At 57.4% G+C, this 13,821-nt stretch carries 11 protein-coding genes; 5 read left to right on the forward strand and 6 right to left on the reverse strand.

The window, feature by feature from the left end; genetic code table 11:
- Positions 1–7: 7 nt before the first annotated feature.
- From GOW09_RS14390 to GOW09_RS14400, 3 genes are all read right to left on the reverse strand, one after another.
- The gene (locus GOW09_RS14390; protein ID WP_171119316.1) at positions 8–1,246 is read right to left on the reverse strand and encodes an FAD-binding oxidoreductase; all 1,239 of its coding nucleotides are present in this window, start codon (positions 1,244–1,246) and stop codon (positions 8–10) included.
- 1 nt (position 1,247) lies between these two features.
- A complete protein-coding gene (locus tag GOW09_RS14395) occupies positions 1,248–3,461 on the reverse strand; it encodes a TRAP transporter fused permease subunit (protein ID WP_171119317.1) in 2,214 nt (737 codons plus the stop codon).
- Positions 3,462–3,541: 80 nt separating this feature from the next.
- Complete coding sequence (locus GOW09_RS14400) at positions 3,542–4,549, reverse strand: TAXI family TRAP transporter solute-binding subunit (protein ID WP_171119318.1); 1,008 nt, start codon at positions 4,547–4,549, stop codon at positions 3,542–3,544.
- Between the two features lie 129 nt (positions 4,550–4,678).
- On the opposite strand from GOW09_RS14400, the gene GOW09_RS14405 reads away from it, so the two are divergent.
- Complete coding sequence (locus GOW09_RS14405) at positions 4,679–5,623, forward strand: LysR family transcriptional regulator (RefSeq protein ID WP_171119319.1); 945 nt, start codon at positions 4,679–4,681, stop codon at positions 5,621–5,623.
- Between the two features lie 44 nt (positions 5,624–5,667).
- Here the strand turns inward: GOW09_RS14405 and GOW09_RS14410 are convergent, their stop codons facing one another.
- Genes GOW09_RS14410 through GOW09_RS14420 form a run of 3 tightly spaced genes read right to left on the reverse strand, consistent with a single transcriptional unit; the run spans position 5,668 to position 9,784 of the window.
- Positions 5,668–7,881 (reverse strand): PAS-domain containing protein, encoded by a 2,214-nt coding sequence (locus GOW09_RS14410; protein WP_171119320.1) that lies wholly within the window; start codon positions 7,879–7,881, stop codon positions 5,668–5,670.
- 3 nt (positions 7,882–7,884) lie between these two features.
- Entirely contained in the window at positions 7,885–9,054 is a 1,170-nt protein-coding gene (locus tag GOW09_RS14415) for an FIST N-terminal domain-containing protein (protein WP_171119321.1), read from the reverse strand.
- 46 nt (positions 9,055–9,100) lie between these two features.
- A complete protein-coding gene (locus GOW09_RS14420; RefSeq protein WP_171119322.1) occupies positions 9,101–9,784 on the reverse strand; it encodes a response regulator transcription factor in 684 nt (227 codons plus the stop codon).
- Positions 9,785–9,984: 200 nt separating this feature from the next.
- Here GOW09_RS14420 and GOW09_RS14425 point away from each other — a divergent pair, with 200 nt between their 5' ends.
- The 4 genes from GOW09_RS14425 (at position 9,985) to GOW09_RS14440 (ending at position 13,770) form a co-directional block, all read left to right on the forward strand.
- The gene (locus tag GOW09_RS14425; RefSeq protein WP_171119323.1) at positions 9,985–10,221 is read left to right on the forward strand and encodes a hypothetical protein; all 237 of its coding nucleotides are present in this window, start codon (positions 9,985–9,987) and stop codon (positions 10,219–10,221) included.
- A gap of 72 nt (positions 10,222–10,293) precedes the next feature.
- A complete protein-coding gene (locus tag GOW09_RS14430; RefSeq protein ID WP_171119324.1) occupies positions 10,294–10,818 on the forward strand; it encodes a CoxG family protein in 525 nt (174 codons plus the stop codon).
- Between the two features lie 28 nt (positions 10,819–10,846).
- Positions 10,847–11,329 carry a (2Fe-2S)-binding protein gene (locus tag GOW09_RS14435; RefSeq protein ID WP_171119325.1) on the forward strand — a complete coding sequence of 161 codons (483 nt, stop codon included), beginning with the start codon at positions 10,847–10,849 and terminating at the stop codon, positions 11,327–11,329.
- Positions 11,330–11,409: 80 nt separating this feature from the next.
- The gene (locus GOW09_RS14440; RefSeq protein WP_171119326.1) at positions 11,410–13,770 is read left to right on the forward strand and encodes a xanthine dehydrogenase family protein molybdopterin-binding subunit; all 2,361 of its coding nucleotides are present in this window, start codon (positions 11,410–11,412) and stop codon (positions 13,768–13,770) included.
- Positions 13,771–13,821 lie beyond the last annotated feature (51 nt).

A 13,821-nucleotide genomic window follows, 5' to 3' on the forward strand; every position in this document is an offset into this window, starting at 1 on the left:
TTGCGCGTCAAAATCGCGACAAGGCGAATGAATCCAATGGGATGTTGAGGCGTTGCCCTGACACCAAGTCAGCCACCAACTCACCTGTTTTGGGGGCCATCATCAAACCGTAATGGGAATGACCAAAGGCGGTGAACAGGCCCTTGTGTCCTTCAACCGGACCAATCGCAGGCAAACTGTCGGGAAAAGACGGGCGTCGGCCCATCCAGAACTGTGTATCCGTGGTGTTCAGATCCGGCATCATTGCGCGGGCCTGTGCGGTCAGAAGCGACTGTTTGCGTGGGTCTGGCGGCGCGTCGATGCTGCCGAATTCGGCCGTGCCCGCCACACGCAGACCGTCCTGCATCGAACTGGCCACCACCTTGGCGTCCACGTCCATCACCGAGTTTTCCAGGCTGGCAGAGGGGGTCGGGAATTGGACATGGTATCCACGCTCGGCCACCAGTGGCACGGGCAAACCCAAAGGTTTCAGCAACCCGGCAGACCAAACCCCGGCGGCCAGCACGACAGTATCGGCGTGAAGCGCTCCGGCCGGTGACGTTAAGTGCCATTGTCCGTCTTCCATGCGCTTTAGTTCTTTGACTTCTGTCCGCACGAACTCGGCGCCTTGTTGACGGGCCTTGTCGGCCAAAACCGCACCGACCCGGCCAGGAGACGTGACCCGCGCCTGTCCCTTGATCAGGATCGCAGCCTTGAAATCTCGGGACAACGCAGGTTCGATCCGGCGCAATTCCGGTCCGTCGATCCGCTCTAGATGTCCGCCTTTTTCCTGCCGGATCAGATATCCCAGTTCTTTCAGGTCAGCCTGATCCGGGTTGCGAAACGCGTGGATATAGTTGGAATCAACAATAAGGTCTTCGTGCCCGGTATTTTGCAGATGTCTTCGGTACAGATCTATCGAAGGGCGGCACAGCACCTCCATTGCGTCAGAGATATTGCGTACGGATTTCACGCTTGAATTCTTCAGGAACCTCAGGCCCCAGGGTATCATCCTGGGCCAGTACGAAGGTCTGACGGTCAACGCGCTTTTCGGGTCCAACAGCATCCCGGGGATCGTTTTCCAGATACCCGGCGTGGCCTGTGGAATGACCGACCAGGGCGAGACGACACCGGCATTGCCGAACGATGTCTCCTGCCCCGGTTCTCCACGGTCGATCAGACGCACGGCAATACCGCGCTCCTGCAACGAGAGCGCACAGCACAGACCGACGATCCCGGCGCCGATGATGGTCACTTGTTCAGGCATGTCAGACCGTTGCTTGAAATCGGCTGCGGGCGATCACCTGTGTGACGATGACAGGAGACGCCACCGCCAATGCGATCAGGTCAGCCGTCAGCGTGGGCGCCACGAAGATAATCCCGGCAATGGCCATCAGGATGCGCGACACGAGGTTGAGTGGCTGCAACCAATACCCCACGACCGCTGCCGAAAGGGCGATGACGCCGGCAATACAGCTGGCGGCGGTATAGGTGAATTCCCAAAGATCGAACCCGGTGGAAGACACGAACAGCAAAACCGGCGCATAGACGAACGCCATTGGCGCGATGACCTTGCCCAGTCCCAGCGTAAAGGCGGACAGCCCGGTGCGGAACGGGTTGGAATTCGCAATCGCCGCCGCCGCATAGGCCGACGTACAGACCGGAGGTGTGATCTCGGAGACCACGCCGTAATACAACACGAACAGATGGCTGGCGATGGGTGGAACCCCCAACTGCGCCAGCGCCGGCTGCGCCACCGAGACGAGCATGATGTACAGCGCCGTGGTCGGGATGCCGGCACCCATCAGGATGCAAACGATGGCAATGAAAACCAGCGAGATAAACAATTGCAGGTCTTCCATCGCAAACAATTGCCAGCTGCCGAACGAAATCATGTTGTAAAGGTCCGCGGCGAGGTTTCCTGCGCCCTGAGTAACCATGAACCCGATGCGGAAACCGATACCGGTTGTGTTGATCACACCAACGACGATACCTACCGCAGCGGCTGCAGCGCCCACGGCCAGAGAGTATTTCACACCCAACTCAACCGCTTGCAGCATCTCGGGCACTTCGATCCGCTTCTGCGGGTTCAGCGTGGCGATTACCGACAATCCGCACAGAATCGCGGTCATTGACAGGTCGAACCCACCGTCGGAGAACTTCCAAAGCACGAAGGCCAAGAACGCCGCTGCGTAGATCAGTGTTGGCGGTTGCTTGATCCGCGACATGCCCGCGATCACCGCCAGAGATATGCCGCAGAAGGCCGACATGAAGGGCGTGTATCCAGTGAACAGAACCACCAGCAGACCGATCAGCGGCACGATATTGGCCCAACCCTCGGCCCAGACGGCCTTGAGCTGCGGCAATTGCTCTTTCGCCAGACCTTGCAGGTTCAGCTTGCGTGCCATCAGATGCACCACGGCAAAGACGCCGACATAGTGCAGGATCGCCGGAAAGATCGCTGCGATCACGATTGTGGTATAGGGCACCTCCAGGAACTCGGCCATGATGAAGGCCGCAGCGCCCATGATGGGCGGAGTGATCTGACCACCGGCCGAAGACGCGGCCTCGACCCCGCCTGCAAAGTGACCGGGATATCCAAGGCGCTTCATGTTGGGAATTGTCAGCGCGCCGGTCGAAACGGTGTTGGCCACCGAAGAGCCCGAGATCGTGCCGAAAAAGGCCGAGGATACCACCGACACTTTGGCCGGACCGCCTGTATAGCGACCCGCCAAAATGGTTGCGTTGTCAATGAACAGTTGTCCAAGCCCCGTTCGCTGAGCGATCACGCCGAACAGGACAAAGTGGAACACGATGGTCGAAACGACCCAAAGCGTCACGCCATAGATTCCTTCCTGCGGGAAGTACATTGACGATACGAAGGTTTTGAAGTTCACGCCCGGATGTTGCAGCAATCCGGGAAAATAGGGGCCCATCAGCGCGTATGAGATGAATACGCAGATGATCAGCGGCAATACCCAACCCAGCGTGCGGCGCGCAATGTCCAATACCAGAAGGATGATGATGACGCCGAGGATCACATCATAGATGTTTGGGTTGCCCATGCGGAAGGTTTGTTCCTCGATCCCCAGGAACGGGATGCCGCGCCAGGCGAAACCAACGTAAAGTGCGGCGATGATGCCAAGCGCCATGAACACCAGATCATAAAGAGGGACGTTGCCGATGCGGAAGCGACTGACTTTGAGAGCATAGAGGCTTTTGGCCCCGACAATCGGGATCGTGGCGTAGACCAGAATGAACAGCAGAGCCAGATAGATGCCCATATGCCAGTGGTCGGCAGGCAGACCGAACCCAGCCGTGAAGAATTCGTAGAATGCAAAGATCAGGGCGACGACACGCAACACCTTGCCTGCCGTGGGCGTGACCTGCCGGACAGCGGCGCCTTCGTCGAACTGTTCTTCGATGGCCGCCAGTTCCTCGGCCGTCAGTTCGTGGTCATCAAATTTCTGGGTCTCGGACATGATGGCCCCCCGATTTCGCATAATTCCAGAGTGCGGTGCCCCAAGAAGGGGCACCGACGACAGGTTTCAGTCAGGTGTGGTTATTGAAGAAGACCGGCTTCTTTATAAAATTTTTCGGCACCCGGATGCAGCGGAACACCCAGCGCTTCGACGCCGTCGAGCGCAGTATCAGGCGTGATCTGCTTGCCTTTTGCGTGGCCGTTGTCCAGCAGCTTGCGCGTGTTGTCGTTCCACAGGGCCTTGGTCAGCTGATAGACCAGATCTTCGGACAGATCCGATGAAACAACCAGCATCGCGCTTACCGCGGGGGTCTTGGTTTCGGAATCGATGCCCTCATATACACCGCCCGGGATAGCGGACGGGATATAGGCAGGAATGATCTCGTTGATCTTTGCCAAATCTTCATCGCTGAAGGAATGCAGGTTCATGCCCTTGGTCGAAGACAACTGCACCATTGCGGCAACTGGCCATCCTGCTGCGTAGAAATAGGCGTCCAGTTGGCCATCGGCCAGACGTTCGGCACTCTGACTGTTGTTCAACTCGGCCTCATCCATGTTGTCACGGTTGACGCCCCATGCTTCCAGCATTTGCAACACAGCGACCTGCGTTCCCGAACCAGCTTGCGCGATACCAACCCGCTTGCCTTTGAGATCACTCAGATCGTTGATGGTCTGACCCGCGGGAAGAACCAGGTGCAGGTCTTCGGGGAACAGGTTTGCGACGATGCGCAGTTTCGGGTGGGGTTTGCCTTCAAATTTGCCCTCACCCAGATACATCGAACGGGTTACATCTGCCGCAGCCAGACCAGCCTCAAGCTCGCCGTTTTGCACGGCGGCATTGTTGAAGACCGACGCAGTTGTCGACTGCGCGATCGCGATCAGCCCAGGCACACCGCATTGGCCGCCCTCTTCGCAGGGGCGCGAGCCCGGAGGGGCCGAAATTCCGTTGGCGATGGTCCCGCCGATCGGGAAATAAGTGCCGCCCGCACCGCCGGTGCCGATGCGGAAAAAGGTTGGGTCCTGTGCAAGCGCCGGTGCAGCCAATGCACCAGCCAAAGCCAAACCCGTCAGGCATTTCATCAATCTCATCGTAAGCTCCCAGTTGTGGATCATTGGATTCGGTTTGTCCGAATTCTGATCCGTTCAGCCTATGGAGTTTTATCATAAATACAAATTTGTTATATTTAACAAAACGAAAGTTTTGCTTATATATTAAACATGAACCTTGCTCAATTGACCGTTTTTCGTGAGGTGATGGAAACCGGGTCCATCTCTCAAACCGCAAAGAAGCTGAACAGGACACAACCTGCTATCAGCCTGGCAATCAAGAACCTGGAAAGAAGTCTTGGACTGACCCTGTTCGAACGAAAAGGCCGGCGTCTGATCCCAGTGCCAGAGGCGCATTACCTGCTGGCCGAGACCACCGGAATACTGGACAGATTATCTACGGTTTCCAGCACGATGCACGGGCTTCTTAAAGGAAGTTCGGGCAACTTGAACATTGCGGCAATGCCGGGGCCGTCCATTTTTGCCTTCCCAAATTTCATCAGCCGTTCAGTTGGCGGGAACCCGGACATCCGGGTTACGCTGTCAACCCGCAGTTCGCCACAGATAATGGAACTTGCAGGCACTCAGAACATTGATTTCGGGTTTGCTGATTTCGAACACCCGGTCGGAAAGAAGCCGCAATTCACGGCAGAGATCATCAGCGGAGATTGCTTTTGCGCAATGGATCGGGACAACCCGTTGGCGAAAGAAAAGGCTGTGACGATTTCGGATCTCGATGATGTGCCAATGGGTGGACTATACGACACCCACCCTTTTCAGAAGAAAGTGCAACGCGCTTTTCAGATGGTTGCCGCCACTTACAAACCAAGTGTGACGTGCCAGTATTTTCTTCCGCTCATTCCGTTTGTTGGATCGGGGCAGTGCTGCTCGATTGTCGATCCGTTGACCGTTGCAACCGAACGGAAGCTGAACATCTCGCATGGCCGTGTGGTATTCCTGCCTTTCAAGGCCCCCCTCAGATATGAATACGCCATCCTGTCGCCGGATCACCGTCCCCCGTCGCAATTGGCGCTGAAAATAAAAGCGGGATGGAAGGCGGAAGTTGTGTCGATGCTGGATCAGACCAACGCCAACCCGCGGACGGAAGACTTCTGAAAGACACCCGACCGCACTGCGAAATGGGCGACAACCGGAAGAACTCAGATGCCGCGCGCAACAGAGGCCTCCAGCGTCGATTTGAGCAGTTGCGGATCTATCGGTTTGTAAAACAGCGGCAGCTTTGCTTGTTTGCATTGCTGGACAAGCTCTTGTGATCGATTGGCTGAGATAATACAGCCGGGCAAATGCCCGAATTCATCCGTCAGGGCGCGCATGGCGTCTGTGCCTGTTTTTCCGTTGTTCAATTGATAGTCGGCAACGACAAAGTCTGGCAGGATGCCTATTTCGCGCAGAAGGCCAATCGCTTCGCTTTCGCTTTCGCATTCCAGAACCTCGACGCCCCAGGATTCGATGGTCATGGTCAACGCGCCGCGCAGGTTTTCATCGTTTTCGATCAACAGGGCGACGGTGTTGCCCAGCACATTCGAGTTTGGTTTTTGTACCACTGAAGAGCAGAGAGAAACCTCTGGTTTCGCCCGGGATAAAGGTATTTCGACCGAAAACCCCGTGCCCTTTCCAACTTCGGAAAACAGGTGGATGGGGTGTTGTAGCAACCCGCAGGCCCGCTCGACAATCGCAAGACCCAATCCCATGCCTTCGGCGGCGCTGGCATCTGAATGCAAACGCTGAAATTCCTGAAACACGATATCTCTTTGATCTGATGCTATGCCGATGCCCGTGTCCCAGACTTCCAAAGCAATTGCGTTCTTGCGATGCCTGACACCAACAAGAACTTTCCCGGTCTCGGTATACCGGATCGCGTTTGAAAGCAGGTTCTGCAATATCCGCCGAAGGTAACTGGCATCGCTTGTGACCCGAGCCTTTGTGTCAACAAAACGCAAACTCAAACCCTTGGCCTGGGCGACGGGCTTGAATGCGTCTTCCATCTGCAAGAAAAGCTCGCCCACTGACACCGTGGACAGATGCGCCTTGGCCCGCCCGGAATCCAGCTTTGAGATGTCCAGCAGGGCTTCGAGAATGTGTTCGACACTGTTCAGGGCGCTTTCTGCTTTTGCTGCGACAGTTCGGGCGGTGTCAGTGTCCAAACCGCTGCCCAGTGACGCAACATAGAGCTTTGCAGCAGACAGAGGTTGCAACAGGTCATGGCTGGCGGCGGCCACAAAACGCGATTTTGACGCGTTCGCCCGTTCAGCCTCGTTCAGCGCGTCCGCAAGTTCCATTGTGCGTGACGCCACACGTTGTTCCAGGAGCTCCTTGGCTTCATACAAGGCCTGCGCAGACCTCCGTTCCGCAGTTACATCGGTAAAGGAAATCACAAAGCCCCGATCGGGCATTTCCTGGGCAAAGACCGACAGGATTTTCGATCGCCCCCGATGCATCTGGAACTGAAGAGGGCGGCGATAGGTTGGTCGGCTGACCCAATCCAGCAGATCCGCCTCGGTTATGCCTTTCTGAAAGCTGATGTTGTCGCCCAGGCGATTGGACAGGGTTTCAAACCGCGTGCCCATCTGAAACTGCGTGATCGGAATGGCCAAAAGTTCGCTTGCGCGGGTGTTCCACCCGATCATGCGGTGCTTGTTGTCAAAGATGCAGACGCCCTGATCGATATGTTCAAGCGTGGCGCGGATCAACCGCGCCTTGTCGTCAAGAATGCGATCCCTTTCTTGCCGTTCGATCCGCATGATGTCTGTCACGTCGGTTTGCAGAATCACGGTGCCCCCGTCTGGGGTGCGGTGTTCTGACACTTGCGTCCACCGATTGCCCGAAAGACGAACATTGAACACCACGTGATCATCTGCGTGACGATCCAGGCGGCTTCTGGCCCAATCCTCTGGGGTCATTGTCTCCGGCAAGGACAGGAACCCGGATTGGCTGACCAGTTCCACGTAGTCGGCAAAGCGCAAGCCGGGGTTCAGCTGTTCCTGAATGTCGGGCATATGCATCCCGAACCGGCTGTTGCACAGCACCAGTTCTTCGTCACGATTGAACAGGGCAAAGCCCTCCTGCACAGTTTCGATCGCATTCGCCAAATCTGCGCGCGCCGCTTCGGTTTCCTTGTTGGCCTGCGCCAACCTGGCGTTGGAGTCATTCAGAAGCTCAAGCGCGCGCTCAAGGTCATCCGTTCGGGCGCGGACCTCTTGTTCAAGCACCGCCGCCCGTTGGAACTGAGCATAAGCCGCGCCAGAGGCATTGGTGGATTCTTCGACCCGCCGCATCAGGGCTTCGGCGATTTTCCTAAGCTTCTCGTTCTGACGATCAAGTGAGTCCGAGGGGTCTGTGAGATGCTCGATCATACCTTACTCTTTCTCGGGCGGGTATATCGCCACACCGGTCAGGGTCTGATTCACATGGATCGAATTGAATTGCTCTCCATAGGTCGAGAAACCGACCACGTGATTGCGAGACAGGATGTCCGAGATCGCGTGCGTCTTCTGCTTTTGCTGGGCCTCCAGCCGACGAAGGATGCAGTCACAACCCAAAATGGTGTCGGGTTGCTGCTTCTCGGTCAATTGGCTGATTTCTTCCTGTAGATGTTCAACCATGTCCCGAGGTTCTGCCAGCGTCAGGACCAAGCCTTCGTCAATCGCCGAAAAAAAGACGAGATCGCCATTTCCCGCCACCTGCTGGATCGCGCGGACATGGTGTTGCCCGCCTATTTGCACAACGACTGGATGGGCCGCGAATGTGAATGTGGTGAGCTGTTCCGGGTCTTTGCCGAGAATACGGGCGTATTCGCGGGCAGCGGGTTCGGCATTGATTTCCTGAACGATGCGTTTTGCCGGGTCTGCCTTGGTCACGACCATGCGATGGGCGGTGGGCAGAAGGTGATCGGTTTTGAACACCTTGATCGGACACGGCGTGCGAACCTGCGTGAGTACGGCTGCGTTGCTTCTTGCCTGCCCCTGATACAGAACATATGTGCGCCCGAATTTGGTTCCATCCCCCGCCGAACCGCCGAACAATGGCACCGGTCCCAGCCCCACAGCCAATTCCGACGTCAGTTCATCTTCTTTTGTCGACAGCCCGTCAATCATCAGGAACGTGAATTCATGGCTCCAGTCGGGCGCGTTTACCATCATCGCATTTCTGTTGTGGATCATCTCTTTGATGATGCTGTCGGAATCGAATTCGTTCAGATCCGGAACAAGAACCGTGCGTATGTCAAAATGGGATTGCGGCAGGCCGATCGCGACGATCTGATCTTCGCAATACCCATTATCCGCCAGCTCTCCGGCGGTGGTGCAACCAACAATCGGGGTCGGCGCAAAGGCGCGTTCGGCATCCGCGATCACCACGGATGCATCGGCGTTCGGGCTGACAAAAAGAATGACAAGCGCAAGTGCGTCATCACCCAACTGGCGTTTGAGTGTCTCGATCGACTGCCCGGTGTCGTGGCGTGCAAAAGCCGTTTTGACGATGCCTGGCGTACGGGCCCGGGCTGTTGCCCACCCGACTGCTTGGTCCATCGTGCCTCCTCCCTAAAAGCGCGACGATGACGTGAGAGTATGACGCTTAGCCTTGGTCTTGCAAGACACTGGCAAAGGACGCTTTCTTGACGATCAGAACCGCCTGCGTGCGGCTTTGAACACCCAGTTTTCGCATTATTGCTGTCACGTGCGCTTTGACCGTCGTTTCCGCAATCGACAAGTCATAGGCGATTTGCTTGTTCAGTTTGCCTTCGCAGATCAGTTGCAGGATGCGCGCCTGCTGATTTGTCAGTGTCGCCAGTCGTTTTACGGCTTCGCCGTGTTCGTCCTCTTCCTCTGTGTCAATCAAAATACAGCCCTCCGGCACGAAAACGTCACCGGCGTGCACTGTCTCGAATGCAGTGCGGAACACGTCGCGCTGACTGTGCTTGGGGACATAGCCTGATGCGCCGGCCTGTATCACCTGGCTGACAACGCGGTTATCCGTCAGCGACGACACCACGATCACCGGTGCGTCCGTGGAAGCCTTCAAGCGGATCAGACCTTCCAGACCGTCCACATCCGGCAAATTGAGATCCAGCATGACCGCATCGGGTTTCAGCCCACTTGCCAGCAGATCCAAGGCGCCCTCCAGCCGGTCTGCCGTATGGACTTCCCGGATCTGAGCCACACTTTGCAAGGTCATCGACAAGGCGTCGCAAAACAATGGATGGTCATCAACGATCAGCACTTTTTCGAAATCATTGCGCGCGGCGGATTCAGCAAGCATCTGGTATAGCCTTTTGCATTCAAATGGTCTCCAGCCTAACCAATCCTAGCAACGAATGAAAACCACGCATACTGGCGGAAGGTCGTATAACAACGCGCACCCCGGATCAGGATCAGAAGCGTGTCACATGTTCTGTAACTGAACTGGATCAGCTCGCCGTTCTCTTGTCCGGGTTGCAGGCTGCCCGGCGATGCCCGAGCATGTCAGGAACGACCAAGTTTTCTACTCCGTCTTGGTCGCCCACCGCAGTGAATGCACTATCCGACGTCCAGGATATCAGAACTGCTGGCGACCTGAGCCAATATCAGTCGCGTTTCAATTTTCGGTTACACAGCTATGATGCTGGTGTTTCCAAATCAGCGATGTCGCAGGAAGGGCGCATCGCCGAAATCTTCAAACGTCACGGCCAAACACATTCGCCGCCCGCGCTGCGGTGACTACACCCAAGGTCTTATAGGCAAGGCTGCGAACAGCGCGTAGCGTAACAAAAATATACTTGGAGAAGTGAAATGGAACTCAATGACAGCCGCGTCATCGCCGCGCCGCGATCCAAAGTCTGGGCCTCGCTCTTGTCGGCAGAAGTTCTTAAGGAATGCGTGCCGGGATGTCAGGAGATGACAGGCTCGATCGAAGACGGGTTCGAGGCCACCGTCGTGCAAAAAGTAGGCCCGGTCAAAGCGACGTTCAAAGGCTCTGTAACCCTTTCTGATCTCGTGGAGCTTGAAAGCGTGAAGTTATCGGGTGAAGGTAAGGGAGGAGCCGCCGGATTTGCCAAAGGCGCGGCCGACGTCACCTTGTCGGATGCCCCCGAAGGCACACTGCTGACCTACGCGGTCGATGCACGCGTCGGTGGCAAACTGGCACAGTTGGGGGGGCGCGTGATCGATGGGGTTGCCAGAAAAATGGCCGACCAGTTCTTTGAGAACTTTCAGAATGCGGTCGAACCTCAGGATGCGCCCGAGCCCGAAACCTCGGAAGAAGGCGAGTCCGGGGAAGAAAAGAAAGGTTGGATCAAGCGCGTGTTAGGCGGTTAATCCTTTGGAATTCAGGGAGGAGAAAGTCATGAAAATTTCCATGACCGTGAACGGCAAAGCCGTAAGCGGAGACGTCGAGGGCCGGACATTGCTGTCCGGTTTTCTGCGCGATCATCTGTCTTTGACGGGCACGCATGTGGGGTGTGACACTGCGCAATGCGGCGCTTGCGTGGTGCATGTGAATGGCGAAGCGGTGAAATCGTGCAACATGCTGGCTGCGGAAGCAGATGGGGCTGATGTCGGCACGATCGAAGGTCAGGCCAATTCGGATGGGTCGTTGAACGTGATCCAGCAGGCGTTTCGGGATCACCACGGTCTGCAATGCGGATTCTGCACTCCGGGCATGGTGATGAGCGCCGCCGCGCTGCTGAAAGAGAACCCGCGCCCGACCGAGGCCGAAATCCGGAAGTATCTGGAGGGCAACCTGTGCCGCTGTACCGGGTATCACAACATCGTCAAGGCGATCATGGCCGCATCCGGCCAGGACGTGGGCAGCATCGCTGCGGAATGATGCCGCTGCGGGCGTCAGAAGCACGCCCGTGGGATGAGTGAAGGATGCAGCAGCATCCGTTTATGGGAGGAGAACAAGCAATGCCCAAAGACAGTGGCATCGGAGCCAGTTCCAAGCGGCGCGAGGACGTGCGCTTTCTGATCGGAGCAGGCAATTATACCGACGACATCAACGTACATGGCCAGGCCTATGTGCATTTTCTGCGGTCCGACATCGCGCATGGTCGGATCAAATCCGTGGACACTTCGGCGGCCGAAGGCATGCCGGGTGTGGTCAAGGTGTTTACCGGCAAGGATTTCGAAGGCGTGGGCGGCATGCCGTGCGGCTGGGAAGTCACCGACAAGCACGGCGCGCCGATGCAAGAGCCGCCGCACCCCATTCTGGCGCAAGGCAAAGTGCGTCATGTGGGCGACCCGATCGCGGCCGTTGTGGCCGACAGTCTTGAGCAGGCCCGCGACGCGGCTGAGGCCATCGAAGTGGATATCGAGGAACTGCCCGCGGTGATCGAAATGAAGGCAGCCGCGCAGGATGGCGCGACGCTGGTCCATGACGATCTGAAGAACAACATCTGCTATGACTGGCAGCTGGGTGAGGCGGACGATGCCAAGGTGAACGAGGTGTTTGCCAACGCCGCGCATGTCACCACGCTGGAGCTTGTGAACAACCGTCTGGTCGCCAACCCGATGGAACCGCGCGTGGCCGTGGCGGAATACAGCCGGGGCACGGATGAGTATACGCTTTATACCACTTCGCAGAACCCGCATGTGATCCGGCTGCTGATGTGCGCCTTCGTGCTCGGCCTGCCCGAGCACAAGGTCCGCGTCGTGGCGCCGGATGTGGGCGGCGGTTTCGGCACCAAGATTTTCCACTATGCGGAAGAGGCATTCTGCACCTTCGCCGCCAAGGCCTGCAACCGCCCGGTCAAGTGGACGGCCAGCCGGTCCGAGGCGTTCATGTCGGATGCACAGGGCCGCGACCATGTCAGCAAGATCGAGCTGGCGCTGGATGCCGACAACAATTTCGTCGGCCTGCGTACCAACACTTACGCCAATCTGGGCGCGTATCTATCCACCTTCTCCAGCTCGGTCCCGACCTGGCTGCACGGCACGCTGATGGCGGGCAACTACAAGACGCCGGTCATTCAGGTGAACGTGAAGGCAATGTTCACCAATACGGTGCCGGTGGACGCCTATCGCGGCGCAGGCCGCCCCGAGGCGACGTACCAGCTGGAACGTGTGATCGACAAAGCCGCGCGCGAACTGGGTGCCGATCCGATCGCCCTGCGTCGACAGAACTTCATCACGCAGTTCCCCTACGACACGCCGGTGGCGCTGACCTATGACACCGGGGACTACAACGGAACGATGGACAAGCTTGAGGCCGCCGCCGATCTGGCAGGTTTTGCAGCGCGGCGCGCGCAAAGTGAAGCCAACGGCAAGCTTCGGGGTTTGGGCATTAACTGCTATATCGAGGCCTGCGGCATCGCGCCTTCCAACATTGTCGGCATGCTCGGGGCCCGAGCGGGCCTCTATGATGCAGCAACTGTTCGGGTTAATGCGACAGGCTCCATCAGCGTCATGGTCGGCGCGCACAGCCATGGACAGGGACACGAGACGGCCTTTCCGCAGGTGGTGGCCGACATGATCGGTATCGACGAGTCGATGGTCGAGATCGTACATGGCGATACCTCGAAAATCCCGTTCGGTATGGGCACATACGGTTCGCGTTCGCTGGCGGTCTGTGGCTCGGCCATGGTCAAGGCGACCGAAAAGGTGATCGACAAGGCCAAGAAGATCGCCGCCCACCTGCTGGAGGCATCCGAGGCCGATATCGAGCTCAAGGACGGTCAGTTCAGCGTTGCGGGTACTGATAAGTCAGTGGCCTGGGGCGATGTGACCCTGACGGCCTATGTCCCGCACAACTATCCGCTGGAAGTGGAGCCCGGATTGGAGGAAACCGCTTTCTATGATCCGGCCAACTTTACCTTCCCGGCAGGCGCCTATGCCTGCGAGGTCGAGGTCGATCCGGAAACCGGTCAGGTCAGCATCGAGAAATTCACTGCGGCGGATGATTTCGGCAACATCATCAATCCAATGATCGTGGATGGTCAGGTCCATGGCGGTATCGGTCAGGGCATCGGGCAGGCGCTGCTTGAGAACTGTGCCTATGACGAAAACGGCCAGCTGCTGAGTGCGTCCTTCATGGACTATGCGATGCCGCGTGCGGATGACGTGCCATTCTACGGCGTAGATCATTCCAGCCAGACACCATGTACGCACAATCCCTTGGGCGTAAAGGGCTGTGGCGAAGCCGGTGCGATCGGGTCGCCACCTGCGGTCGTCAACGCGGTTCTTGACGCGCTGAATTCGGGCGGCAAGGCGGTGGACCATATCGACATGCCGGTCAGCCCCTCGCGCGTTTGGGCGGCGATGAACGGTTGAGTGGAGAGAGCGGACCGGGGGCCGGCCCGTCGCCATTGGTTTCTCGGACCA

It is taken from the genome of Ruegeria sp. HKCCA5463 (assembly GCF_013034175.1).
Classification (GTDB): Bacteria; Pseudomonadota; Alphaproteobacteria; order Rhodobacterales; family Rhodobacteraceae; genus Ruegeria.

What these genes read in the sequence shown, in the direction of transcription:
- GOW09_RS14395 (WP_171119317.1), bottom strand. Translation starts at nt 3,461, where the DNA reads ATGTCCGAGACCCAGAAATTTGATGACCACGAACTGACGGCCGAGGAA.
- GOW09_RS14405 (WP_171119319.1), top strand. Translation starts at nt 4,679, where the DNA reads ATGAACCTTGCTCAATTGACCGTTTTTCGTGAGGTGATGGAAACCGGG.
- GOW09_RS14420 (WP_171119322.1), bottom strand. Translation starts at nt 9,784, where the DNA reads ATGCTTGCTGAATCCGCCGCGCGCAATGATTTCGAAAAAGTGCTGATC.
- GOW09_RS14410 (WP_171119320.1), bottom strand. Translation starts at nt 7,881, where the DNA reads ATGATCGAGCATCTCACAGACCCCTCGGACTCACTTGATCGTCAGAAC.
- GOW09_RS14400 (WP_171119318.1), bottom strand. Translation starts at nt 4,549, where the DNA reads ATGAGATTGATGAAATGCCTGACGGGTTTGGCTTTGGCTGGTGCATTG.
- GOW09_RS14425 (WP_171119323.1), top strand. Translation starts at nt 9,985, where the DNA reads ATGTCAGGAACGACCAAGTTTTCTACTCCGTCTTGGTCGCCCACCGCA.
- GOW09_RS14415 (WP_171119321.1), bottom strand. Translation starts at nt 9,054, where the DNA reads ATGGACCAAGCAGTCGGGTGGGCAACAGCCCGGGCCCGTACGCCAGGC.
- GOW09_RS14430 (WP_171119324.1), top strand. Translation starts at nt 10,294, where the DNA reads ATGGAACTCAATGACAGCCGCGTCATCGCCGCGCCGCGATCCAAAGTC.
- GOW09_RS14440 (WP_171119326.1), top strand. Translation starts at nt 11,410, where the DNA reads ATGCCCAAAGACAGTGGCATCGGAGCCAGTTCCAAGCGGCGCGAGGAC.
- GOW09_RS14390 (WP_171119316.1), bottom strand. Translation starts at nt 1,246, where the DNA reads ATGCCTGAACAAGTGACCATCATCGGCGCCGGGATCGTCGGTCTGTGC.
- GOW09_RS14435 (WP_171119325.1), top strand. Translation starts at nt 10,847, where the DNA reads ATGAAAATTTCCATGACCGTGAACGGCAAAGCCGTAAGCGGAGACGTC.